At 75.6% G+C, this 22,793-nt stretch carries 17 protein-coding genes; 13 read left to right on the forward strand and 4 right to left on the reverse strand.

Annotated elements, in window-relative coordinates:
* Positions 1-199 precede the first annotated feature (199 nt).
* A complete protein-coding gene (locus ACWDD9_RS17480) occupies positions 200-1,123 on the reverse strand; it encodes a TetR family transcriptional regulator (RefSeq protein WP_449811971.1) in 924 nt (307 codons plus the stop codon).
* A 224-nt stretch (positions 1,124-1,347) separates the two neighbouring features.
* Positions 1,348-3,123 (reverse strand): 3-hydroxyacyl-CoA dehydrogenase family protein, encoded by a 1,776-nt coding sequence (locus tag ACWDD9_RS17485; protein WP_375873289.1) that lies wholly within the window; start codon positions 3,121-3,123, stop codon positions 1,348-1,350.
* 560 nt (positions 3,124-3,683) lie between these two features.
* Between ACWDD9_RS17485 and ACWDD9_RS17490 the strand changes: the two genes are divergently transcribed.
* From ACWDD9_RS17490 to ACWDD9_RS17500, 3 genes are all read left to right on the forward strand, one after another.
* Positions 3,684-5,147: a glutamine synthetase gene (locus tag ACWDD9_RS17490; RefSeq protein ID WP_449811972.1), complete on the forward strand. Its 1,464-nt coding sequence runs from the start codon at positions 3,684-3,686 to the stop codon at positions 5,145-5,147.
* Between the two features lie 3 nt (positions 5,148-5,150).
* Positions 5,151-6,269, forward strand: a complete 1,119-nt coding sequence (locus tag ACWDD9_RS17495) for an amidohydrolase family protein (RefSeq protein ID WP_449811973.1) — start codon at positions 5,151-5,153, stop codon at positions 6,267-6,269.
* Positions 6,270-6,521: 252 nt separating this feature from the next.
* Complete coding sequence (locus ACWDD9_RS17500; protein WP_049659264.1) at positions 6,522-8,006, forward strand: S8 family peptidase; 1,485 nt, start codon at positions 6,522-6,524, stop codon at positions 8,004-8,006.
* A gap of 114 nt (positions 8,007-8,120) precedes the next feature.
* Here ACWDD9_RS17500 and ACWDD9_RS17505 read toward each other — a convergent pair whose 3' ends face one another.
* A complete protein-coding gene (locus ACWDD9_RS17505) occupies positions 8,121-9,020 on the reverse strand; it encodes a HipA family kinase (RefSeq protein WP_049659266.1) in 900 nt (299 codons plus the stop codon).
* 91 nt (positions 9,021-9,111) lie between these two features.
* On the opposite strand from ACWDD9_RS17505, the gene ACWDD9_RS17510 reads away from it, so the two are divergent.
* The 9 genes from ACWDD9_RS17510 to ACWDD9_RS17550 all read left to right on the forward strand — a co-directional run bounded on the left by ACWDD9_RS17510 (position 9,112) and on the right by ACWDD9_RS17550 (position 20,114).
* A complete protein-coding gene (locus ACWDD9_RS17510; RefSeq protein WP_074001617.1) occupies positions 9,112-9,552 on the forward strand; it encodes an SRPBCC family protein in 441 nt (146 codons plus the stop codon).
* 254 nt (positions 9,553-9,806) lie between these two features.
* Entirely contained in the window at positions 9,807-10,961 is a 1,155-nt protein-coding gene (locus ACWDD9_RS17515; protein WP_117490060.1) for a glycosyltransferase, read from the forward strand.
* Between the two features lie 396 nt (positions 10,962-11,357).
* Positions 11,358-12,881, forward strand: a complete 1,524-nt coding sequence (locus ACWDD9_RS17520; RefSeq protein WP_449811974.1) for a sugar transferase — start codon at positions 11,358-11,360, stop codon at positions 12,879-12,881.
* 7 nt (positions 12,882-12,888) lie between these two features.
* Positions 12,889-14,235 carry an O-antigen ligase family protein gene (locus ACWDD9_RS17525; protein ID WP_449811975.1) on the forward strand — a complete coding sequence of 449 codons (1,347 nt, stop codon included), beginning with the start codon at positions 12,889-12,891 and terminating at the stop codon, positions 14,233-14,235.
* On the forward strand, positions 14,232-15,968 hold the full coding sequence (locus ACWDD9_RS17530) for a lipid II flippase MurJ (RefSeq protein WP_074001613.1): 1,737 nt from the start codon (positions 14,232-14,234) through the stop codon (positions 15,966-15,968). The genes ACWDD9_RS17525 and ACWDD9_RS17530 overlap by 4 nt, the downstream gene beginning before the upstream one ends.
* A complete protein-coding gene (locus ACWDD9_RS17535; protein ID WP_079271934.1) occupies positions 15,958-16,809 on the forward strand; it encodes a polysaccharide deacetylase family protein in 852 nt (283 codons plus the stop codon). The genes ACWDD9_RS17530 and ACWDD9_RS17535 overlap by 11 nt, the downstream gene beginning before the upstream one ends.
* Positions 16,806-17,921 carry a glycosyltransferase gene (locus ACWDD9_RS17540; protein WP_049660228.1) on the forward strand — a complete coding sequence of 372 codons (1,116 nt, stop codon included), beginning with the start codon at positions 16,806-16,808 and terminating at the stop codon, positions 17,919-17,921. Before ACWDD9_RS17535 ends, ACWDD9_RS17540 begins: the two co-directional genes overlap by 4 nt.
* Positions 17,922-17,970: 49 nt before the next feature.
* Complete coding sequence (locus ACWDD9_RS17545) at positions 17,971-18,957, forward strand: Wzz/FepE/Etk N-terminal domain-containing protein (protein ID WP_449811976.1); 987 nt, start codon at positions 17,971-17,973, stop codon at positions 18,955-18,957.
* Complete coding sequence (locus ACWDD9_RS17550; RefSeq protein ID WP_079271932.1) at positions 18,954-20,114, forward strand: GNAT family N-acetyltransferase; 1,161 nt, start codon at positions 18,954-18,956, stop codon at positions 20,112-20,114. The genes ACWDD9_RS17545 and ACWDD9_RS17550 overlap by 4 nt, the downstream gene beginning before the upstream one ends.
* Positions 20,115-20,118: 4 nt before the next feature.
* Here the strand turns inward: ACWDD9_RS17550 and ACWDD9_RS17555 are convergent, their stop codons facing one another.
* A complete protein-coding gene (locus tag ACWDD9_RS17555; protein ID WP_375873298.1) occupies positions 20,119-21,360 on the reverse strand; it encodes a glycoside hydrolase family 26 protein in 1,242 nt (413 codons plus the stop codon).
* Between the two features lie 369 nt (positions 21,361-21,729).
* Here ACWDD9_RS17555 and ACWDD9_RS17560 point away from each other — a divergent pair, with 369 nt between their 5' ends.
* Positions 21,730-22,740, forward strand: a complete 1,011-nt coding sequence (locus ACWDD9_RS17560) for a hypothetical protein (RefSeq protein WP_449811977.1) — start codon at positions 21,730-21,732, stop codon at positions 22,738-22,740.
* Positions 22,741-22,793: the final 53 nt, after the last annotated feature.

Here is a 22,793-nt window from a genome sequence, read left to right on the forward strand (position 1 = left end):
CCGAGGTGGGGAGCCGCGGCGCCGCGACTGGTGAGTAACAAGGTAGTGGCACCCTGTGCCACTCGTAAAGACACCGGGTGCCAGGAATTCCAGTCGGTTCAGAGGCCGCGTGACGCGCGTTGCGCGGGCATGCGAAAGGCCCGCGCCGACATCCCGGCGCGGGCCCTCGATACCGCTCTGACCTGCGTGAATACTGGGTCTACGACTCCCGGGAGCCACTCAGCGCGGCCCGGATGCTGTCCACCACGACGTCCAGCGGAGCGTCCGTCCGGGCGACTGTGATGAGCACCTCACCTCCGGGACTGGCACTCAGTGCGCTCTCGACCCCGGCGTCCCCCGGGGTCCCGTTGGCACCCGGTGCCACCACCGATCCCCGCCTCCTGGCACCCGGGGCACTGGAGGCCCAGAAGGTCCGCCGGATCACCTCGAAGGAGTGGTCCAGCTGCGCCTCCACGTCGCCCCGGCCGCCGGCCCGCAGCCAGCGCCGCAGCACGTGGTTGTGCGCCGCGACCACCGCCGCCGCCGAGACCTCGGCCAGCATCGAGTCGTCCTCGCCGCCGCGCTGCCAGCCGGACGGGATGGACTCGCCGGTGTCGAAACGGCCCAGCAGGTAACGGGTGAACAGCCGCTCGTAGCGGGCCACCACGGCGATCTCCCGCTCGCGCAGCGCCGGGACCTGACGGATCAGCTGGTACCGCGCCACCGACACCCCCGGGGTGGAGGCGTACATCCGCAGCACCTCCTTGATGCCGCGGCAGACCACGTCCAGCGGGTGCTCCTCCGGCTCCGCGCTGGCCAGCAGGTCGGCCACCCGCACCAGGGTGTCGTCGTGGTCCGGGAAGATCGCCTCCTCCTTGGACCGGAAGTACCGGAAGAAGGTGCGCCGGGCCACCCCGGCGGCGGCCGCGATCTGGTCGACCGTGGTCTCCTCGTAGCCCTGCGAGGCGAACAGCTCCATCGCGGCCGTGGCCAGGTCCTGGCGCATCTGCTGGCGCTGCGCCGCCGCCCGGCGGCTGCCCGGCCCGCCCTCCGGCCCGGTGCCCCCGGTCGAGGGGCTGGTCCGGTCGGCGCCGCCGTGCGGCCCGGCGGGGTGCTGCGGGGAGGTTGACTGAACCCGATCCATGTCCGGAACGCTACACGGCCCGGACGGCGCGCCCGCGGCCCTTCCCCGCCGCACCGGCACCACCGGTCCGGTCACGGCCGGGCGGGGCCAGCGGGAGGTCGCCGTCCCGGGGCTCCAGGCGGGGCGCGGGGAGGCCGCGGAGCCCGGTGGCGGCGCGGCGTGCGGTCCGGCCGGGGGCGGCTCGTACGGCAGCTCGTACGGGCCGCCCCCGGCCTGCGGGATGGTCACCGGCGCGCGTGGTCGCGGAAGCCGCGGCCGGTCTTGCGGCCCAGGCAGCCCGCCGCGACCAGGTGCTCCAGCAGCGGCGCGGCCGCCAGGCCGGGCTCGCGGAACTCCTGGTGCAGCACCCGCTCGATCGTCAGCGAGACGTCCAGGCCGACCACGTCCAGCAGCTCGAACGGGCCCATCGGGTAGCCGCAGCCGAGCTTCATCGCGGTGTCGATGTCGTCCACCGTCGCGTAGTGCTCCTGGAGCATCCGCACCGCGTCGTTCAGGTAGGGGAAGAGCAGCGCGTTGACGATGAAGCCGGCCCGGTCGCCGCACTCCACCGGGTGCTTGCGGACCTTCGCGGTCAGCTCCAGCACCGTCGCGGTGACGTCCGGCGCGGTCAGCACGGTGGAGACCACCTCGACCAGCTTCATCGCCGGGGCCGGGTTGAAGAAGTGCATGCCGATCACGTCCTGCGGCCGCGAGGTGGCGGTCGCGCAGCTGATCACCGGCAGCGAGGAGGTGGTGGTGGCGAGCACCGCGCCCGGCCGGACGATCTTGTCCAGGGTGGCGAACAGCTCGCGCTTGACCGCCAGGTCCTCGGCGACCGCCTCGACCACCAGGTCCACCTCGGCCAGCTCGGTGTACTGGCCGACCGGGGTGACCAGCGCCAGCGCGGCGTCCCGCGCCTGCGCGGACAGCCGGCCCTTGGCCACCGAGCGCTCCAGCGACCTCGCCAGCTGCGCCTTGGCCGCCTCGGCCTTCTCCTGGCTGCGGGCGGCCAGCAGCACCGGGTGCCCGGCCTTGGCGAACACCTCGGCGATGCCGGTGGCCATCGTCCCGGAGCCGCAGACGCCGACGGTGCGCACCTCCCGGCCCGGCACCTTCGGCAGGGCCGGCCCGGTCGCCGCGTCCACGGCGCGGGACGAGCCCGGCGCCTCGTAGGTGTAGAAGCCGCGGCCGGTCTTGCGGCCCAGCAGCCCGGCCGCGACCAGCTGGCCGAGGATCGGGGCGGGCGCGTGCAGGCGGTCCCGGGACTGCTCGTACATCGCCTCCAGCACGGTGCGCGCGGTGTCGACGCCGATCAGGTCGAGCAGCGCCAGCGGGCCCATCGGCAGGCCGCAGCCGAGCCGCATCGCGGCGTCGATGTCCTCCCGCGAGGCGTACTTGGACTCGAACATCGCGGCGGCCTGGTTCAGGTAGGCGAACAGCAGGCCGTTCACCACGAAGCCGGCCCGGTCGCCGGCCGCCACCGGCTCCTTGCCGAGGTCGCGGGCGAAGGCGGCGGCGTCCTCGGCGGTCCGCGGGGAGGTCAGCACGGTGCGGACCACCTCGACCAGCTTCATGCCGTGCACCGGGTTGAAGAAGTGCAGGCCGAGCACCCGCTCCGGACGGGCGGTCGCGGCGGCGATCCGGGTCACCGACAGCGCGGTGGTGCCGGTCGCGAGCACGGTGCCCTCCGGGCAGATCCGGTCCAGCTCGGCGAAGACCTCCCGCTTCAGCTCCAGCTGCTCGGGGACCTCCTCGATCACCAGGTCCGCCCCGGCGGCGGCCGCGAGCTCGTGGCCGACCGAGATCCGGGCCAGCAGCCCGGTGCGCTCCTCGGCGGTGAGCCGCTCCCGGCCGACCGCGTGCGCGGTGGCCTCCTCGATCCGGGCCAGCGCCCGGGCGGCCGAGTCCTCGGTGGCCTCGATGCCGATCACCCGGCGGCCGCTCTTGGCGACGGCCACCGCGACGCCGGCACCCATCGTGCCGAGGCCGACGACGGCGACAGTGGGGAAGGGACGCTCCATCTGTCCTGTACTCCTAGTCATGAAGGGCCCGCGCGTGCTCCGGCGGGCACGCCGCCGCGCCCGTACGCCGGGGGCGGCCGCCGCCGGAGGAGGGTCCACGCGCGAGGGCTGGGGAGATGACGGGGTGTCGGCACACCGGGGCGGGGGCCGGTCCGCTCCGGCCCGATCGCGGGTGTGCCGTGGTGCTCAGGCGCTCGAAGGTGAAGGAGACGGCCCTGATACGAGGAGGAACCCGGCCCGCCGCGGTCCGCGGCACCGGCCGGTGAAGGTGAAGGCGCACCGCGCGGGCGCCGGAGAAGCGGCGACCGCGGCCTGCCGCCGGTGCGGCTCCCGAAGCCCGGCGGTGGTGCGTGCCCGGCCACTGTAGCGAAGCTACTGGCGAGTAGGAAGAGGGCGGGGACGGAAAACCGTTCGGGGCCGCGGGCGTTCGCCGTCCCGGTGCCCGCCGACGTGCCCGCCGACGTGCCCGCCCCGAACGGGTGAACGGGTGAACGGGGGCGCCCGCAGGACCACCCGATAGGGGAGTTACCCGACCCCGACCGGCGGGGCAGCATGACGGCATGACCACCGGAACCGCCGCCGTCGACCCCACCGCGCCCGGGCCCGCCGAGCCGCCCGTCACCGCCGAACGGCTCGCCGCCGCCGCGGTGGCGGCCGTCGCGCTGCCACCGCGCGAGGAGCGGGCCGCCCGGGCGGCGCAGGCCGTCGACCGGCTGCGCACCGAGGCCGTCGAGGCGGTGGCCGTCACCTGGGTGGACAACGCGGGCATCACCCGGGTCAAGGCCGTGCCGCTCGGCGGCCTGCTGCACGCCGCGCAGTGGGGCGTCGGCACCGCGCCCTGCTTCGACGTCTTCCTCGCCGACGACGCGATCACCACCAGCCCGATCATCGGCGGCCCCACCGGGGACCTCAGGCTCTACCCGGACCTCGACCGGATCGTCCCGCTGGCCGCCCAGCCCGGCTGGGCCTGGGCCCCGGGGGACAGGTACACCCAGGCCGGCGCCCCGCACCCCGGCTGCCAGCGGCTGTTCGCCCGCCGGGCCCGGGCGGTGGCGGCCGCGCGCGGCCTGAGCCTCAAGGCGGGCATCGAGGTCGAGTGGACGGTCGCCCTGGCCGGCGCCCCGGGGGAGGAGCCGCAGTACCCGACGCACGGCCCGGCGTACGGGATGCACCGGGTCACCGACCTCTCCGACTACCTGCGGGACGTCCTGCGCGCCCTCGGTCGGCAGGGCCTGAGCGTCCTCCAGATCCACCCCGAGTACTCCCCGGGCCAGTTCGAGGTCTCGGTCGCCCCCGAGGACCCGGTCGCCGCCGCCGACACCTCCGTCCTGGTCCGGCACACCGTCCGGGCCGTCTCCGCCCGGCACGGCCTGCGGGTCTCCTTCGCCCCGGTGGTGGAGGCCGGCGCCGTCGGCAACGGCGGGCACCTGCACGTCAGCCTCTGGCGCGACGGGCGCAACCTCGGCCACGGCGGCCCCGGTCCGCACGGCCTGACGGCCGAGGCCGAGGGCTTCCTCGCCGGGGTGCTCGACGCGCTGCCCGAACTGCTGGTGCTGGGCTGCTCCAGCCCGGCCGGGTACCTGCGGCTGGTGCCCTCGCACTGGGCGGGCGCCTACCAGTGCTGGGGCCTGGAGAACCGGGAGGCCGCGCTGCGCCTGGTGACGGGCTCCACCGGGGAGCGGTCCGCCGCCGCCAACGCCGAGGTCAAGTGCTTCGACGCGAGCGCCAACCCGTACCTGGCGGTCGGCGGGGTGATCGCGGCCGGCCTCGCCGGGCTGGAGCAACGCCGCGCGCTGCCACCGGAGTTCACCGGCGATCCGGCGGCCGCCGAGCCCGGCGCGGTGCCCCGGCTGCCGGCCTCCCCGGCCGAGGCGATCGCCGCGTACGAGCGCTCGGCGGTGCTGCGCGAGGCCCTCGGCGAGCCGCTCTACCAGGCGGTGCTGGCGGTGCGCCGGGCGGAGCGGGAGCAGTACGCGGCCGTCACGCCCGAGGAGTTGGTCGCGGCCACCCGCTGGCGGTACTGAGCGGTGGCCCGGCCGGAGGGGCCCGCGCTGGTCGACCACCACTGCCACAGCGTGGTGGCGGCCGAGCTCGCCGACGACGCCCTGGCCGGGCTGCTCACCGAGTCCGACCGCCCGCCCGCGCCCGGCTGTTCGCCCTTCGACAGCGCGCTGGGCCTCGCGGTGCGGCGCTGGTGCCCGCCCGTGCTCGGCCTGTCGGCGCACGCCCCGGCCGCCGACTACCTGGCCCGGCGGCGGGAGTTGGGCGCGGCCGGGGCCACCGGGCGGTTGCTGGCGGCCGCCGGGCTGGACACCTGCCTGGTGGACACCGGGCTGACCACCGCCGCGGGCCACGAGCTGCTGCCGTTGGCCGAACTCGCCGGGGCCACCGGGGCGTCGGTGCGCGAGGTGGTCCGGCTGGAGTCGGTCGCCGCGGCGGTGACGGCCGGCGCCGGGGACTGGCCGGGGGCCGTCGCGCAGGCGCTCGGGTCGGCCGCCGCCGGGGCCGTCGCGGTCAAGTCGGTGCTCGCCTACCGGCACGGGCTGGCGGCCCCCGCCGAACGCCCCGCCACCGCGGCCGTGGTGGCCGCGGCCGGCGCCCACCTGCGCGCCGGGCGGGGCCGGCTGACGGATCCGGTGCTGCTGCACCACCTGCTCTGGACGGCCGTGGACGTCTGCGCCGAGCTCGGCCTGCCGCTCCAACTCCACACCGGCTTCGGCGATCCGGACCTCACCCTGCACCGGGCCGACCCGTCGCTGCTGACGGACTTCGTGCGGGCCGCCGAGCCCAGTGGCGTCCCGCTGGTGCTGCTGCACGGCTACCCGTACCACCGGCAGGCCGCCTGGCTGGCCCAGGCCTTCCCGACGGTGTACACCGACCTCGGGCTGACGGCCTCCTACACCGGGCCGCGGGTGGCCGCGGTGCTGGGCGAGATGCTGGAGCTGGCCCCGTTCGGAAAATTGCTGTTCTCCACCGACGCCTACGGGCTGCCCGAACTCTTTCTGGTGGGGACCTGTCAGTTCCGGTACGGACTGGGCGCGGTGCTGGCGGACTGGCAGGCCGACGGCGCCTGTTCCGCGGCCGACGCCGAGCGGGTGGCGGGCCTGGTCGCGGGCGGCAACGCGCGTCGGTTGTACGCGTTGTAGCGGCGCGATCCGCGCTGGTGGCCGAGGTTCCGAGGGGTGCGGCCGCACGTCGGCGAACCATCACTTTTTAACACTCTTGACCTCTGTTTCCCTGTTGACCCCCGAACGGTCGCATCCCGGTTTCTGGTTCAGATGTGACGATTAGATGACTACCTCTTGCGCTTATAAGCAAATATTCATTAGCGTCCCGGTCATTCCCAAGCGCACCTGCCACCGCAGCTGCCGCCTTGACGACTCGGGAGGCCAACCCTCATGCGTGTTCCTCGGATCAGCGGTACCCGGTACGCGGCAGTGGGCGTCGTGCTCGCCACTGCCGGCGCCCTCGCGCTGCCGGCCGGCACCGCCGTCGCGGCCCCCGCGGCCGACCCGACGACCGGTCCGGTGATGAGCTACGTCGTCAACACCAAGGCCAACCACGGTCAGGTGCAGAAGGTCGAGAAGGCCATCACCGGCCTCGGCGGCACGGTGGTCCAGTCGTACGAGCAGGTCGGCGTCGTGGTCGCCCGCTCGAACGACACCAAGTTCGCCGAGAAGCTGCGCCTGGCCAAGGGCGTCGACTCGGTCGGTGCCAGCCGCACCAAGGGCATCCAGGCCTCCGACCAGGGCAAGGCCGACGTCGCCGCCGAGCCGGCCGCCGCGGCCGCCCCGGGCCAGGAGCCCTACGACGCCTACCAGTGGGACATGCGTCAGATCGGTGCCGACAAGGCCCACAAGATCTCGCTCGGCAGCCGCAACGTCACCGTCGGCGTCCTGGACTCCGGCATCGACGCCACCCACGAGGACCTGGCCGCCAACGTGGACGCCTCGCAGTCGGTCTCCTGCATCGACGGCAAGACGAACACCGACTGGAAGGCCTGGCAGCCGACCACCAGCGACCACGGCACCCACGTGGCCGGCACCATCGGCGCCGCCAAGAACGGCAAGGGCATCGTCGGTGTCGCGCCGAACGTCAAGCTGGCCGCCGTCAAGGTCGTCGACGACGGCGGGTTCATCTACCCGGAGAACGCGGTCTGCGGCTTCGTCTGGGCCGGCGAGCACGGCTTCAAGGTGACCAACAACAGCTACTTCGTCGACCCGTGGATGTTCAACTGCAAGACGGACAAGGACCAGGCCGCCATCTCGGACGCCGTCCGCAAGGCCGTCGCCTTCTCGCAGCGCAAGGGCGTCCTCAACGTCGCCGCCGCCGGTAACGAGAACCTCGACCTGGCGCACAAGACCGTCGACGTGGCGAGCCCGGACGACACCACCCCCGCCTCCCGCCCGGTCACCAACGACTGCCTGTCGCTGCCGACCGAGCTGCCCGGCGTCGTCGCCGTCTCCGCGGTGGGCTCCGAGGGTGTCAAGGCGTACTACTCCAGCTACGGCAAGGGCGTCGTCTCCGTCACCGCGCCCGGTGGCGACCGCCGCTTCCAGCTCCCGGACACCCCCGACAAGGACGGCCGCATCCTGTCCACCATCCCCGGTGGCAAGTACGGCTACATGCAGGGCACCTCGATGGCCACCCCGCACGTCGCCGGCGTGGTCGCGCTGCTCGCCAGCACCTTCCCGTGGGCCAGCCCGGACGAGCTGACCGAGATGCTGACCAGCCACGCCGAGTCCGTCCCGTGCCCGAAGGGCGAGTTCAACCCGGGCGGCGCCGGTGCCTGGAAGGCCACCTGCGAGGGCACCACGAACGACAACGGCTTCTACGGCGCGGGCCTGGTCAACGCCGAGAAGGCGGTCCAGTGGTGGCGCTGACGCGCTGACCGCGGACAGCACTGAACAGTAGAACCGGGGAGCGGGCCCACTGGGTCCGCTCCCCGGTCGCGTTCCCACCCGTCGGCGTTCCGGCCGCGTCGGGCCCGAACCCGGCTAGCCCTCGTCGGCGTACTGCTCCCAGGCCGTCTCCACCGACGGCTTGCCGTGCAGGTCCGGTACGTCCCGCAGCCAGGCCGGCCGCCCGGCCCTGGTCCGGGCCGCCCGCCGCCGCTCCGCCTCGCGCAGCTGCTCGGGCGTGGCGAAGCCCTCCGGCAGCCACTCCTCGGAGAGCACCACCCGGGCGGCGAGGTGGGCGACGTAGGCGTGCCGGACGGCGTCCACCGAGTCGAAGCCGGGCTCGCCGGCCAGCCACTCGTCCGGGACGAGCGCCGCCACCTCCTCCAGCAGCGGCACGGTGACCAGCGGCCCGAGCTCCTCGTCGGCCAGCCGGACGTCCGGGGCCGAGCCGCCGAGCGCGTGGGCGCTGAGGTCGTACCGCTTGCCGACCGAGGCCTCGGCCCCCGCCCAGCGGTGGTGGAAGATCAGCGCGGCGCCGTTGTCGATCAGCCAGAGCCGCCCGTGCCAGACCACCAGGTTGGGGTTGTGCACGGTGCGGTCGACGTTGCCGGTCAGGGCGTCCAGCCAGACCACCCGGCCGGCCTCGGCCGAGTCCACCGTGATCATCCCCGGCCGGAAGTCCCGCGCGCCGGGCAGCAGGTCCATCCCGAGGTTGACCCCGGCGCTGGCCTTGAGCATGTCCTGGATCTCGGCGTCCGGTTCGTCCGCGGCGACGGCCGGGTCGAAGTCCACCAGCCGCAGCTCCGGCACCCGCAGGCCCAGCCGCCGGGCCAGCTCACCGACGATGACCTCGGCGATCAGCGCCTTGCGGCCCTGCGCGGCCCCGGTGAACTTGACCACGTACGTGCCTAGGTCGTCGGTCTCCACCACGCCCGGAACGGAGCCGCCGGCCCGCAGCGGGTCGACGTAGCGCACAGCAGTCACCAGATCGAGCACACCGGCCACCCTATCCCGCCGCGTCGCGGGCGGGACCCTGTGATTGGCTTGCCGGACAGAGCGGTTCCCACCACATGAGGAGAGCAAGGTCATGGGACAGGTGCAGGCCACCACCGAGCGGGTCTACGACGCCGCGCCCGAGCGGGTGTACGAGGCGCTGGCCGACTACCAGGTGACCCGCCCGAAGCTGCTGCCCGCGCAGTACAGCGAGTACGAGGTGCGGGTCGGCGGCACCGGCGCCGGCACCCAGGTGCACTGGAAGCTCCAGGCCACCGAGAAGCGGGTGCGCGACTGCCTCTTCACCGTCTCCGCGCCCGAGCCCGACCAGCTGGTCGAGAAGGACGCCAACTCCAGCATGGTGATCACCTGGACCGTCTCGGCCGTCGGCGAGGGCCGCGCCAAGGTCACCGTGACCGCCACCTGGCAGGGCGCCACCGGCATCGGCGGCTTCTTCGAGCGCACCTTCGCCCCGAAGGGCCTGAACCGGATCCACGACCAGGTGCTGGCCAACCTGGCCGCCGAGGTCCGCTGAGGCCCACCGAGGTCCACTGAGGTCCGCTGAGGTCCACGTGGGGCCGCCGGGACCACCGCGGTCCGCCGGCCCCGCGGATTCGCCAACCGCGCGATTCGCGCGCGTAGATCCATCGAACCGCTCGAATCGCCCGGGGATTCGAGCGGTTCGGTCTCCCGTACGAGCCGAAAGCCGTACGGGTGGCCGAACCGCCACCTGCGGGTGACGGGGGCCGCCCGGCACCGGTGGGCCACCCTAGGCTCGCCGCCGTGCATATGACGATCCTTCACATTTCCCAACCGGTGGACGGCGGGGTCGCCCGCGTCGTCGCCGATCTGGTCCGGGGCCAGCGGGAGGCCGGCCACCGGGTGCTGGTCGCCTGCCCGCGCGGCGGGCGGCTGGCCGCGGAGGCCGCCGCGGTGGGCGCGCTGGTCCAGGACTGGCCCGCCCGGCGCCCGCCCGGCCCGGGCACCCCCGCCGAGGCCTGGCGGCTGCGCCGGATCGTCCGGGCGGCCGCCCCCGACGTGGTCCACCTGCACAGCGCCAAGGCCGGGTTGGCCGGGCGGCTCGCGGTGCACGGCACGGTGCCGACCGTCTTCCAGCCGCACGCCTGGTCCTTCGCCGCCGTCGACGGCGCGCTGGCCGCCGCCACGCTGCGCTGGGAGCGCTTCGCCACCCGCTGGTCGCACCGGCTGCTGTGCGTCAGCGTCCAGGAGCGGGCCGACGGCGTGGCGGCCGGGCTGCACGCCGACTGGGCGGTGGTGCCCAACGGCGTGGACGTGCGCCACTACGCGCCCGCCGACCGCCGCGCCGCCCGGATCGCGCTCGGCCTGGACCTGGAGGCCCCGCTCGCGGTGTGCGTCGGGCGGCTGTGCCGGCAGAAGGGCCAGGACGTGCTGCTGGCCGCCTGGCCGGAGGTGCTGCGCCGGGTGCCGCGGGCCCGGCTGGCCCTGGTCGGCGGCGGGCCGGAGGAGCAGCGGGTCGCGGAGCTGGTCCGGCAGACCGCCGAGCCCGCCCGGATCCGGCTGGTCGGGGACGTGCCGGACCCGCGCCCGTGGCTGGCGGCGGCCGACCTGGTGGTGCTGCCCTCACGCTGGGAGGGGATGGCGCTGGCCCCGCTGGAGGCGATGGCGGCCGCCCGTCCGGTGCTGCTGACCGACGTGCCCGGCGCCCGGGAGTGCCTGCCGCCGTCCGAGCTGGCGCACGCGGTGGTCCCGCCCGAGGACGCGCGGGCCCTCGCCACCCGTATGGGGGACGCGCTGTCAGATCCGATCGAATGCGAGCGGCGCGGCGCCCGGTTGCGCGAGCACGTGGTGGGCCGGCACGACGTGCGCACCGTGGTCGAACAGGTTGACGTCCTCTACCGCCACCTGCTGGGCGCGGGACCGGCGGCGGGGCGGCGCCGGGCCCGTGTCCCAGAGCGGATCTGATCGTTTCACATGCCGTGAATGCCCGCCGTTTCCGGCGTTGTCGTATTCGCACCCTCGGCCGGATAGGGAGGCGAGGCGTCAAATCCGAAATACCTATTAATGGGCGGCTGGAATGAATCGGCAAGTCAACTTCCGGCCTGTACCGCCCGGTTCTGTATTGTCGGATTTTGCCTGCTTCGTTCGGATTTCATGTCGGGAATTCACGGCTGGGCCCCTCGCGACCGACTTCTTCGTGACCAGTTCCTTTGCGATCGGCCCCGCCGCCGGACATCCGGAAGCCGCGAGCGGCAGCAGGTGCTGTCAGGACCGCGCCCACCGGGCCGGGACGGCCGCCCCGCGCCAACCGGTGCCGGGGCACCGTCACCCCGGGCACACAGCAGGGGAGATCGTGCGCTGATGACCATTGACCACGAGAGTGTGCCGCGATCGAGCGGACCCCTGTCCGGCCCCCGCCGGCCCGGCACCGGGCTGCTCGACCGGCCGGCGGGGGCGGCGCACCTCCGGACGGTCCCGCCGCAGCACCGGTCCCGTGGGACGGTCCGCTCCCGGCTGGCCCTGTCACTCGCCCTGGTCCAGGCCGACGTCATCGCGCTGTGCTCCGCCGGCGGCATCGCCAACCGCGCCTTCGACCCGGCCGCCCCGCTCGACCCGCTGCTCGGCGTCCCCGCCGTCCTGCCCCTGCTGCTCCTGCTCAACCTGGCCGGCGGCCTCTACCGCCCCCGGCTCACCCTGTCCGTCCTGGACGAACTGCCCGCGCTGTCCGCCCGGGCCGTGGTCGCCACCGCCTTCGCCGTCACCCTGTCCGGCGGCCTCGGCGGCCACTGGCCCGACTGCGGCCCGGCCAGCCCGGCCCGGCTCACCGTCCTGCTCGGCGCCCAGCTGCTGATCGTGGCCGTCGGCCGCGCCGTCCTCTACCACCTGGTCCGGCGGATCCGCCGCAGCCGCCCCAGCCCCGTCCTGGTGCTCGGCGCCGGCCGGCTCGGCCGCCGGGTCGCCGCCGCCCTCCGCGCGCACGGCGAGTACGGGATGCGCCCGGTCGGCTTCCTCGACGCGGACCCGCCGCTGCTGCCCGGCGACACCGACCTGCCCGTGCTCGGCGGCCGCGAGGCACTGGAGCGCGAGGTGCGCCGGCACGGCGTCCAGCACGTGATCGCCACCGCCGGCGCCGCCGACGAGGCCGAGACCGCCGCCACCCTGCGCGACGCCGCCCAGCTCGGCTGCCAGGTCTGGCTGGTGCCCGCGCTGCGCGAGTACGGCTCGCTGCCCGCCGCCCCGATCACCGGCGGCGACCACCTGTGGGGCTTCCCCTGCCTGCGGCTCGGCAGCCCCGCGATGCGCCGCCCCGGCTGGGCCGCCAAGCGCGCCCTGGACGTCACCGCCGCCGCGGTCGGCCTGCTGCTGCTCGCCCCCGTCCTGGTGCTCTGCGCCCTCGCCGTCCGCTTCGACACCGGCCCCGGCGTGCTCTTCCGCCAGCAGCGCACCGGCCTGGACGGCCGGGTCTTCACCGTCCTCAAGTTCCGCACCCTGCGCCCGAGCAACGAGCACGAGTCCGCCACCCGCTGGAACATCTCCCAGGACCACCGGATGGGCGCCGTCGGCCGGCTGCTGCGCAAGAGCTCGCTGGACGAGCTGCCCCAGCTGTGGAACGTCCTGCGCGGCGACATGAGCCTGGTCGGCCCGCGCCCCGAACGGCCGTACTTCGTCATGCGGTTCGGCCAGGCCTACCCCGAGTACGCGGACCGCCACCGCGTCCCGGTCGGCCTCACCGGCCTGGCCCAGGTCAACGGCCTGCGCGGGGACACCTCCATCGAGGACCGGGCCCGCTTCGACAACCGCTACATCGAGAGCTGGAGCCTCTGGCAGGACGTCAAGATCCTGTGCCGCACCGCGGCCCTGATGCTCCACCCGGACGGGAGCTGACCCCTTCGTGGCCCTGACCCTCCCCGCCTTCCCCCGCCCGGCCTTACGGGCGGCCCTACCCGCGCTCACCGAGCGCACCAGCCCGCTGGCCGCCGCCACCGTCCTGCTGGTCTGCGTGCCCACCGGGGAGAAGGACGTCGCCGCCGCCGTCCACGTCACCGCCGCCGACCTCGCCTCGCTGGCCCTGGTCGCCCTCACCGCGCTCAACCTGCTGCGCGGGCGGCTGCCCGCGGTCAGCCGCACCACCTGCGCGCTGTTCGGCGGGATCGTGGTCGCCGCCGCCGTCGCCACCCTCGGCTCGACCGACCCGGCCGCCAGCGTCACCGGCTTCGTCCGGCTCGCCCAGGTGTTCGTCCTGGTCCCCGCCGCCGTCCTCTGCGCCCTGCGCGACCGCACCGACCAGCGCCTGGTGCTCGGCTCCTTCGTCCTCGCCGCGCTGATCCAGGGCGTGGTCGGCGCGAAGCAGTACCTCACCCACACCGGCGCCTCCTACACCGGCCAGCCGATCCGGGCCGTCGGCACCTTCGGCGCGCTCGACATCATGGCGATGTCCAGCGTGGTCAGCTTCGGCCTGCTCGCCGCCCTCGCCCTGGCCCTCGGGGAGCGGGGATCCGGGGGAAACGCCCGGCTGCGCCGCGCGATGTTCGCCGTCGCCGCCTTCCTCGCCTTCCCGCTGGCCGTCTCCTTCAGCCGCGGCAGCTGGATCGCCACCGGCCTCGCCGCCACCGTCCTGTTGCTGCGCGTCGACGCCCGGCTGCTGGTGCGCGGCGCCGTCCTCGGCCTGGCCGCCGCGGTCGTCCTGGTCGGCGGCCTCGGCCTCGGCGGCTCCGGCGTCACCAAGCGGCTCAGCTCGATCGGCTCCGTCTCCGCCGCCCCCGACCAGTCCGTCTCCGACCGGTACGACCTGTGGTCCACCGCCGGACGGATCTGGCAGGACCACCCCGTGCACGGCGCCGGCCCCAAGGCCTTCCAGCAACTGCGCGACAGCCACGCCCCGCTGCGGCTGTCCTCCGGCAGCGACGCCGCCGACGCCACCATCGGCTTCCAGCGCGAACCCCTGCTCTCCCCGCACAACATGTACTTCCTGGTGCTCAGCGAGCAGGGCCTGATCGGCATCACCGCCTACGCCGCGCTCTTCCTCGCCCTGCTGATCGGCTGCCTGCGCCACCGCCGCGGCCCCGGGCTCGCCGCCCTCGCCCTGCTCACCTGGGTCCTGGTCGACTTCCTGTACTCCGACATCGGCGGCACCACCACCGTGCTGACCTCCGTCGTCCTCGGGCTCGCCGCCCGCGCGGCCGCACAGCACCCCGGGCACCCCGCCGCCGGTCCGGCGACCACCGGAGCGGCCCGGTGACCACCGACCGGCCCGCCGCCGTCGCCTCCCCCCTCCCGGCCCCCCGCGGCGCCCCCGGCGGGGACCCGTCCGCCGGGCCCCACCCGGCCCCCCGGCGGGGCTTCCTCGCCAAGGCCTTCGGCATCACCGCCGTGCTCAGCGCCGCCGGCTCCGGCCTCGGCCTGCTGCGCGACCTCCTGCTGGCCCGCTACTTCGGCGCCAACCAGGGCACCGACGCCTTCCTGGTCGCCTGGACCGTCCCGGAGACCGCCGCGCCGCTGCTGATCGAGGACGCCATGTCCTTCCTCATGGTGCCCGCGTTCGCCCTCGCCCTGGTGCTGCGCGAGGAGGACCCGGACGCCCCCGACCCGGTCCGCCAACTGGTCCGCGCCACCCTGCCCTGGCTGCTGCTCGCGCTCAGCGGCCTCGCCCTGGCCGTCGCCCTGGGCGCCCCGGAACTGGTCGACCTGCTCGCCCCCGGCCTCACCGACCCCGGCCTGGCCGTCACCTGCACCCGGATCACCGCGGTCACCGTGCTGCCCTTCGGAGTGGCCGGCTATCTGGCCGCCGCGCTGCGCGCCCACCACCGCTTCACCGCCCCGGCCGGCATCTACGTCGCCTACAACCTCGGCATCCTCGCCGTCCTGCTCTGCCTCCACTCCTACCTCGGCGTGCGGTCCGCCGCCCTCGGCGTCGCGGGCGGCAGCCTGCTGATGGCCGGTCTGCTGGTCGGCCCGTTCCTGCGCCGGCTGCGCCAGGGCCCGCCCGGCACCGGCCGGGGCCGCCGCTCGCGCCGGGCCCTGGTGCTGATGCCGCTCGCCCTGCTGCCGGTGGCCGCCTTCACGCTCACCCGGCAGTCCCAGGTCTTCGTCGAGCGCTACCTCGGCTCGGCCCTGCCGCCCGGCACCATCTCGCACCTCAACTACGCCGCCAAGGTCTCCCAGCTCGCCATGACGGCGGGCCTGCTGATCTGCACCGTCACCTTCCCGCTGGTCGCCCGGGCGCTGGCCGCCGGGGACCTCACCGCCGCCCGCGACCGGGTGGAGAAGGACCTCGGCCAGGCGGCGGCCGTCGTCCTGTTCGGCACCGCCTTCCTGATGGCCTGCGCCCCCTCGGTGGTCTCGCTGCTGTTCGAGCGCGGCGCCTTCGGCCCGCACGACACCGCCGCCACCGCCGACGTCATCCGGGTGTACAGCTTCGGCCTGCCCGCCCAGGCGCTGATCGGCGTGATGGTCCGTCCGTACTTCTCGCTGCGCCCGGTGGTCCGCCGGGCCGACGACCCGGGCGCCGAGGACGGCCGCCGGCTGCTGGACTGGTACCCGGCCGCCGCGATGGTGCTCGGCCTCGGCGTCACCGTCGCCACCGGCCTGCTCGCCACGCCCCGCTTCGGCGCCCTGGGACTGGCCGCCGGAAACGCGGCCGGGATCACCGCCGCCGCCGCACTGCTGCTGCACGGCCTGGTGCTGCGCGGCATCCCGCTGCGGCTGCACCGGGTGCTCGGCGGCCACGGCCGGCTGGTGGCCGCCGCCGCCGGGGCCACCGTGCTCGGCACCGCCGCCGCCGGGCTGGCCGCCGACCCCCTGCTGTCGACCCTCCTCGGGGGCCTCACCGTGGCGCTGGCCTTCGCGGCCCTCGGCACCGGGCTCGGCGCCCGCGAGGTGCGCGGCCCGGTCCTCGCCCTCGCCCGGGCCCTGGGGCCCGTCCGGAACCCGCCAACCGCCGCCGAAGAAGGGAAGCGTCCCGATGGACAATGAACGGGGAACCGTCCGTTCGGCCCGGGCGGGCCTCCAGAGCGCACCGCCGGACCGGGCACGACCGCCCAGGAGCCGCCACCCGCTCGGCGCACCGCCGGTCCCCGGCTCCGCCTCGCCGTGGATCCTGATGTACCACTCGGTGGCGGTCGAGCAGGAAGACCCCTACCGGCTCACCGTCAGCCCCGAGCGGTTCGCCGAACAGATCGGCTGGCTGTACCGGAGCGGCCGACGCGGCGTCTCCGTCCGCGAGCTGATGCGGGCCCACGCCCTCGGCCGGGACGACAGGCTGGTCGGCCTGACCTTCGACGACGGCTACGCCGACATCGCCCGGTACGCGGTGCCGACCCTCCAGGCGTACGGCTTCACCGCCACCGCGTACGTGGTCGCCGACCTGCTCGGCCGGGACAACGGCTGGGACACCGAGGGCCCGCGCAAGCGGCTGCTCACCGTCCAGGAGGTCACCGGGCTCGCCGGCGCCGGCTGGGAGATCGGCTCGCACGGCCTCGGCCACCGGGCGCTGCCCGGCCTGCCGCCCGAGGCCCTCGCCGTCCAGGCCCGGGAGAGCCGGCGGCTGCTGGAGGAGGCCGTCGGCGGCCCGGTCACCGGCTTCTGCTACCCGTACGGCGCCGTCGACCTGCCCGCCGCCCTGGCCGTGCGCGACGCCGGGTACGACCACGCCTGCGCCATCGCGCACTCCCCGCTCACCGGCCGCTTCGCCCTGCCCCGCTGCTACGTCGGCGACCGCGACGGCGCCTGGCGGCTGCGCGCCAAGCAGGGCCGGCACCGGTTGCGGGACGCCGTCACCGGGCTGCGCCACGCCCGCCGGGAGCCCCGGCCATGAGGGTGCTGCACATCGTCACCGGCCTGGCCGCCGGCGGCGCCGAGCGCCAACTGCACCTGCTGCTGCGGCACCTGCCGGCGCACCAGCAGTGCGAGGTGCTCGCCCTGACCAACCCCGGCACGGTCGCCGAGGCGCTGCGCGCCGACGGCGTCACCGTCCACCACCTCGGCATGCGCGGCAACCGGGACCTCGGCGCGCTGCCCCGACTGGTCCGGCTGGTCCGGGCCGGCCGCTACGACCTGGTGCACACCCACCTGTACCGGGCCCAGCTGTACGGCCGGACGGCCGCCCGGCTGGCCGGGGTGCGCGCGGTGGTCTCCACCGAGCACTCGCTGCACGCCGGGGTGATCGAGGGCCGCCCGGTCACCCGGGGCGTCAAGGGCCTCTACCTGGCGGCCGAACGGCTCGGCAGCACCACCGTCGCGGTCTCCCGCCAGGTCGCCCAGACGCTGCGTTCCTGGGGCGTCCCACCGGCCCGGATCGAGCTGATCCCGAACGGCATCGACACCTCCCGCTACCGCCTCCCGCCCGCCGAACGGGCCGCCGTCCGCCGCCGGCTGCGGGCCGAGCTCGGGCTGCCGTACGGGGGCTGGGTGGTCGGCGGGGTGGGCCGGCTGGTGCCCGGCAAGCGCTTCGAGGTGCTGGTCGAGGCGCTCGCCGAGCTCGACCCGGCCACCCGGCTGGTGCTGGTCGGCGAGGGTCCGGAGCGCGCCGCGCTGGAGCGCCGGGCCGCCGAACTCGGCGTGCGGGACCGGCTGGTGCTCACCGGGGAGCGCGACGACGTCCCCGAACTGCTGGCCGCCCTGGACGTGCTGGCCGCCCCCTCCACCGCGGAGACCTTCGGCCTCGGCGTCCTGGAGGGCCTCGCGGCCGGGCTGCCGGTGCGCTACAGCGCCTGCCCGGCGCTCGACGAACTGCCGCCCAGGGCCGCCCCGCAGGCCCGCCGCGTCCCCTCCGAGCCCGCCGCCTACGCCGCCGCGCTGCGCGACCTGCGGCCGCTCAGCGGGCACACCGCCGACCCGCTGCCGCACCCCCCGGCCGTCGGCCACTACGACATCGTCCGGGTCGCCGCCGACCTGGGCGCCCTCTACGACCGGCTGGCCCGCGTCTGACCGCCCGCCACCGCCGGAACCGCCGTACCAGACCCAAGGAGCAACACCCATGACCACACCGCGCCGAAGCGCCCGCCGCCTGGTCCGCCGCTGGTGGCCGGTGGTGCTCGCGGTTCCGCTGGGCGCCGCGGTCGGCGCCGGGTACGCCGTCGCCGCGTCCCCGTCGTACGCCGCGAACGCCTACGTCCTCGTGGTCGCGCAGAACCCCGGGGAGGCCGCGATCGCGACCAACTTCGCCCAGGCGTACGGCCGGCTGGCCGGGCAGCCGCAGGTGCTCGGGGTGGCGGCCGCCGAGACCGGCCACACCCGGTCCGAGCTGGAGTCCCTGGTGCACGGGACGACCTCCCCGGACGCCCCGATGATCGAGATCACCGGGACCGGGGAGCGCCCCCAGGACGCCGCCCGGACGGCCGACGCGGTGGCCCGCTCGCTGGTCGCCTTCGCCAACACCAGCAGCAAGGACACCAACGTCCGGCTGGTGACGCTCTCCCCGGCCGCCGCGCCGGACAGGCCGACCACGCCGTCCGGGAAGCTGGACGTCGCGGTCGGCGGCGCGACCGGGCTGCTGCTGGGCGCGCTGGTGATGATGACCCGCCGCCGGGGTGCCCCGGCGGCGCCGGAGGCCGTCGGGAGCCCCGCGACGCCGCAGGTGCCGCAGGTGCCGCGGGCCTCGCGGGTGCCGCAGGCCCCCGCCGCGTCCGCGCCGGTGGCCGTCCCGGCGACCCCGCGCCCGCGCCGCGAGGAGCCGGCCGGGGCCGGGACCGAGCCCAAGCCCGCCGCGGGTCCCAAGGCCGAGCCCAAGGCCGCGGTCGAGCCCAAGACCGAGCCCAAGGCCGGGACCAAGAGCGTGAAGGTCCCGGTGAAGGCCCCGGAGAAGGCCGAGAAGAAGCCCGCCGGGAAGCCCGCCGCGAAGGCCGACACGCAGGCCGCCGCCGAGCCCCCGGCGGCGGAGCAGCCCCCGGCCGAGGCGCCGGCCCCCGCCACCGCGGAGCAGGCCCCCGCCCGGCAGCAGGCCCCGGTCGGGGGCGGTCGATGAGCACCGAGACCCGCAGAGGCGGCCTGCCCGCCCAGGCGACGGCGCCGGCCTGGACCACCGAGCTGCGCTGCGAGGACGACGCCCTGGACGCCCTCGCCGAGGAGTGGGACGACCTGGCCGCCCGCTGCCGGACCGCCACCTTCTTCCAGGCCGCGGACTGGCAGCGCTCCTGGTGGCGCCACTACGGCCGCCCCGGCGGCCTGCTCGTGGTGCTGGTCCGCCGGGACGGCCGGCTGGTCGGCGCGGGCGCCTTCGTGCGCCGCGGCGGGCCGCTCGGCGGCCTGACCGGCCTCGGCGGCGGGCTGGTCGACTACACCGACGTCCTGCTCGACGACGAGTGCGCCGACCGGGCCGCCGCCGAGTTCGCCGCCGCGCTCCCGCTCACCCGCCCCTGGCACTGGCTGGAGCTGCGCGAGGTGCACCCCGAGGCGGCGGTGCACCGGGTGTACGGGCACTGGCGCGGCAGCCGCCGCCGCTACCAGGACTCGCTCTGCCAGTACCTGCCGGCCGTCCCGATGGACCGGCTGCTCAAGCGGGTGCCCGGCAAGACCGCCCAGCGCAGCCGGGTGAAGCTCCGCAAGATCGCCGAGGCCGGGGTGGAGGTCCGCTCGACCCCGGTGGCGGAGGTGCCGCAGGCGCTGGACGCGATGCTGCGGCTGCACTTCCTGCAGTGGCAGGCGCGCGGCGTCACGCCCGAGCACCGCACCGAGCGGTTCGCCCGGCACCTGGCCGAGTCCAGCACCGGACTGGTCGCCGCCGGCCGGGCCGCCGTCCACCAGTTCCACCTGGACGGCCAGCTGGTCGCGGTCAACCTGCTGCTGCTCTGCCCGTCCTTCGGCGGGCTGTACATGTACGGGGCGCACCCGGTGCTGCGCGAGCGGCTGGACATCGCCGGACTGCTGTTCAGCGCGGCGCTGGACGAGACGGTCGGCGCCGGCGTCCCGCTGCTCGGCCTGCTGCGCGGCCAGGAGCCGTACAAGCAGCGGTGGCGGCCGGACCAGCTGGCCAACCAGCGGCTGCTGCTCGGCCCGGCGGGGGCGGCACCGGCGGCCGCCGTCCGGGCCGGGGCGGTGCGCGCCCGGCAGGCGGCGGCGCACCAGCTGCGCACCCGCTTCCCCCGCCTCAAGGAGGCGCTGCTGGCCCGCCGCCGCAGCTGACCGCTCAGTGCCGGGCGTGCCGCGCGCCGCCCGTCGGCTTGTGCGTCGGCTTGGGGGCCGTCGGACGGGTCGACGGGCTCGCCGCCCGGCTCGGGGTGGCGCCACCCCCGGGCACGGCGGGGGCGGCGGGTACGGCGGGCGCGTCCGGCGGGTCCTCCGGAGCCGGTGCCGGGGCGGTGGGCGGCGCCGGCACCCCTTCCGGCGCCGGGGCCCCCTTCGAACCGGACATCAGCTGCTTGAACGTCGTCGCCGAGCGGGGATTGCGGTCGCACTCGAAGAAGCCGTGCGGACAGTAGTCGGTGACGGTCTGGTAGGCGGTGTCGTGGGTGCGGATCCAGTCGACCATCCGGCGCACGTACTCGGGGTTGTCGCCGTTGCGGAACAACCCCCACTCCGGGTAGGAGACCGGCTTGCCGCGCTTGGCGGCGAACTCCACCTGGTCCTGGAGGCCGTACGGCTCGCGCACGTAGTCGTCGAAGGTGCCGCCGGCGGGCTGGTCGTAGCTGTCCATGCCGATGATGTCGACCACGTCGTCGCCGGGGTAGCACTTGGTCCACGGGACGGCGTCCAGGCCCCGGCTGGGGGCGAAGTCGAAGCGGAAGCGCTGGCCGGGCACCGAGCGCATCACCCCGACGATCCGCCGCCAGTACGCCTTCCACGCGGACGGGTCGGGCTTGCAGCGGTGGGTGTAGGTGGTGCCGTTCATCTCCCAGCCGAGCGTGAGCACGGTGTCCGCGCCGCCCAGCGCGACCAACCGGCGCGCGAGCTTGAGGAAGTGCGCGTCGAAGTCCCCGCGCTCCCCCTGGGCGAGCAGCCTGGCGACCTCGCCGTCCGGCACGTTCGCCTCGTTGGGCACCAGCATCGGCACGCCGAGCACCAGCAGCCGGGACGGGTCGGCCTGCCGCCACTGCGACCAGAGGCCGAGCACCATCGCCTCGCCCTCGATGTCGCTCCAGTCGTTGCCCGCCAGATAGGTGTGGCCGACCTGCATGTTCGCGTCGCCGAGCCACTGCGCGTACTGGCGGATCTGCGGGATGTGGTTGTCCCAGGAGCCGACGAAGGCGCCGAACGGCGGCTCGTGGTTCGGCCGCTGGACCGGAGGGCGGGGGGCCGCGCCGCGCGGCTCGACGGCGTCCGAGGAGAGGGTGTGCCGTTCGGTCTGGCTGAACGGCGTCCCCGCCGGGACGCTGGCCGTGGCCATCAGCAGCAGGGTGGCGGCGGCCAGCGTCAGGCGGCCGATTCGCATGGTGCTCTCCTCCGGACGTCGCGTGGGCGGGGCGCACGGTCTCGGCGTGGACGGACCGTGACGCCCCGCTGGCCGACAGTAGGCCCGAAGGGGGACGAAAAAGCCGAATGTCACCCTAAAGTGGGCGCCATTCGAACGCCGTCTGCCGCAACGACCGGTGGCCGGTGCTCAGGTATCAGATCTGTAACGGTCCGGCCGGGCCCGTCCGGCCCGCTCCGGCGGACCCGGCGGAGCGGCCACGGCCCCGACGGCGCAGGTGGGCGGGCGGGCGCGCGGGGAGGGCGCGCGGGGCCCGGTGGACGCCCGGCGGGGCCCGGCGGCGGCGGAACCGGGCTGACTCGCGTACCCGGTGAAAGGTACGCTCCGGCCGTGTCCTGGAAGCCTCTGCGTGTACTGACCCCCCGCTCGATCCTGCCTGCCTCGGCGGTGGTGCTGGTCCTTGCGGCCGGGGCGGCGGCGCACGCGAACAAGCCGGTGCCGTTCGGCGACCGGGTCGCGGGACCGGGCGATGCGGGGGCGACGCCGGTGAACTCCGAGTCGCTCGGCTCGGCCGACCTCGACCTGCGGGTGGGCCCGGGCCTGGAGGCCTTCCACCAGCAGACCGGCGAGCAGGCCTGGTCCTACCGCCGCGAGGGCGTCGAGGCGCTCTACCTGGCGATGGCCGGCGACAACGCGATCGTGGTCTGGGACGACGGCATGGTCACCTCGGTGCGCCCCGGCGACCACGAGGTGCGCTGGCACCGGGTGGTGCCCGGCCTGGCCGACTGGCTGCACGGCGACGGCGAGCCCGGCGCCGACAAGCGGACCGACGCCCAGCGCAAGGCGCTCGCCAAGCAGCGGGCCGCGGCCGCGCTGCACACCGTCCAGCGGGACGGCTCGCCCTGGCTGGCCCTGGTCACCCCGAACCTCACCATGGGCCTGCGCGACGCCGACGGCGACCTGCGCTACAACGACAAGCCCTCCGGCGGCTGCGTCTACGACCCGCTGCGCGCCGTCCACACCGACTACGCCGTGCTGATCCCGCGCACCTGCACCAACAGCAGCGGGCAGGCCGTCTCCGGCGGCATCACCGGCTACCGGCTGGACAGCAACGGCTGGTCGACGAGCACCGGCCCGACGGCCACGGTCAAGGTGCTGGACCGCAGCCGGGTGGAGATCACCGACGGCCCGGTCGTCCCGCCCCGGGTGTTCGACACCAAGGCGGCCGCGCCCGAGACGGCCTGCGGCAGCGTGGGGGCGCCGTTCGCGGCGGTCCGGCCGCAGGGCGGCTGCGCGGCGGACCCGGCCGCCGGCCAGGCCCCGGCCGGGAACCCGGCCCCGGACGCCCCGGCGGCCGCCGGAGCCCCCGCGGGGGACCAGCCGGCCGGGCAGCCCCAGTAGCCGGGACGGCCTCCGGTCGGTGGGCCGGCGGGCCGGTGGATACCCCTGGGCGG

This window comes from Kitasatospora sp. NPDC001119, from assembly GCF_053598475.1.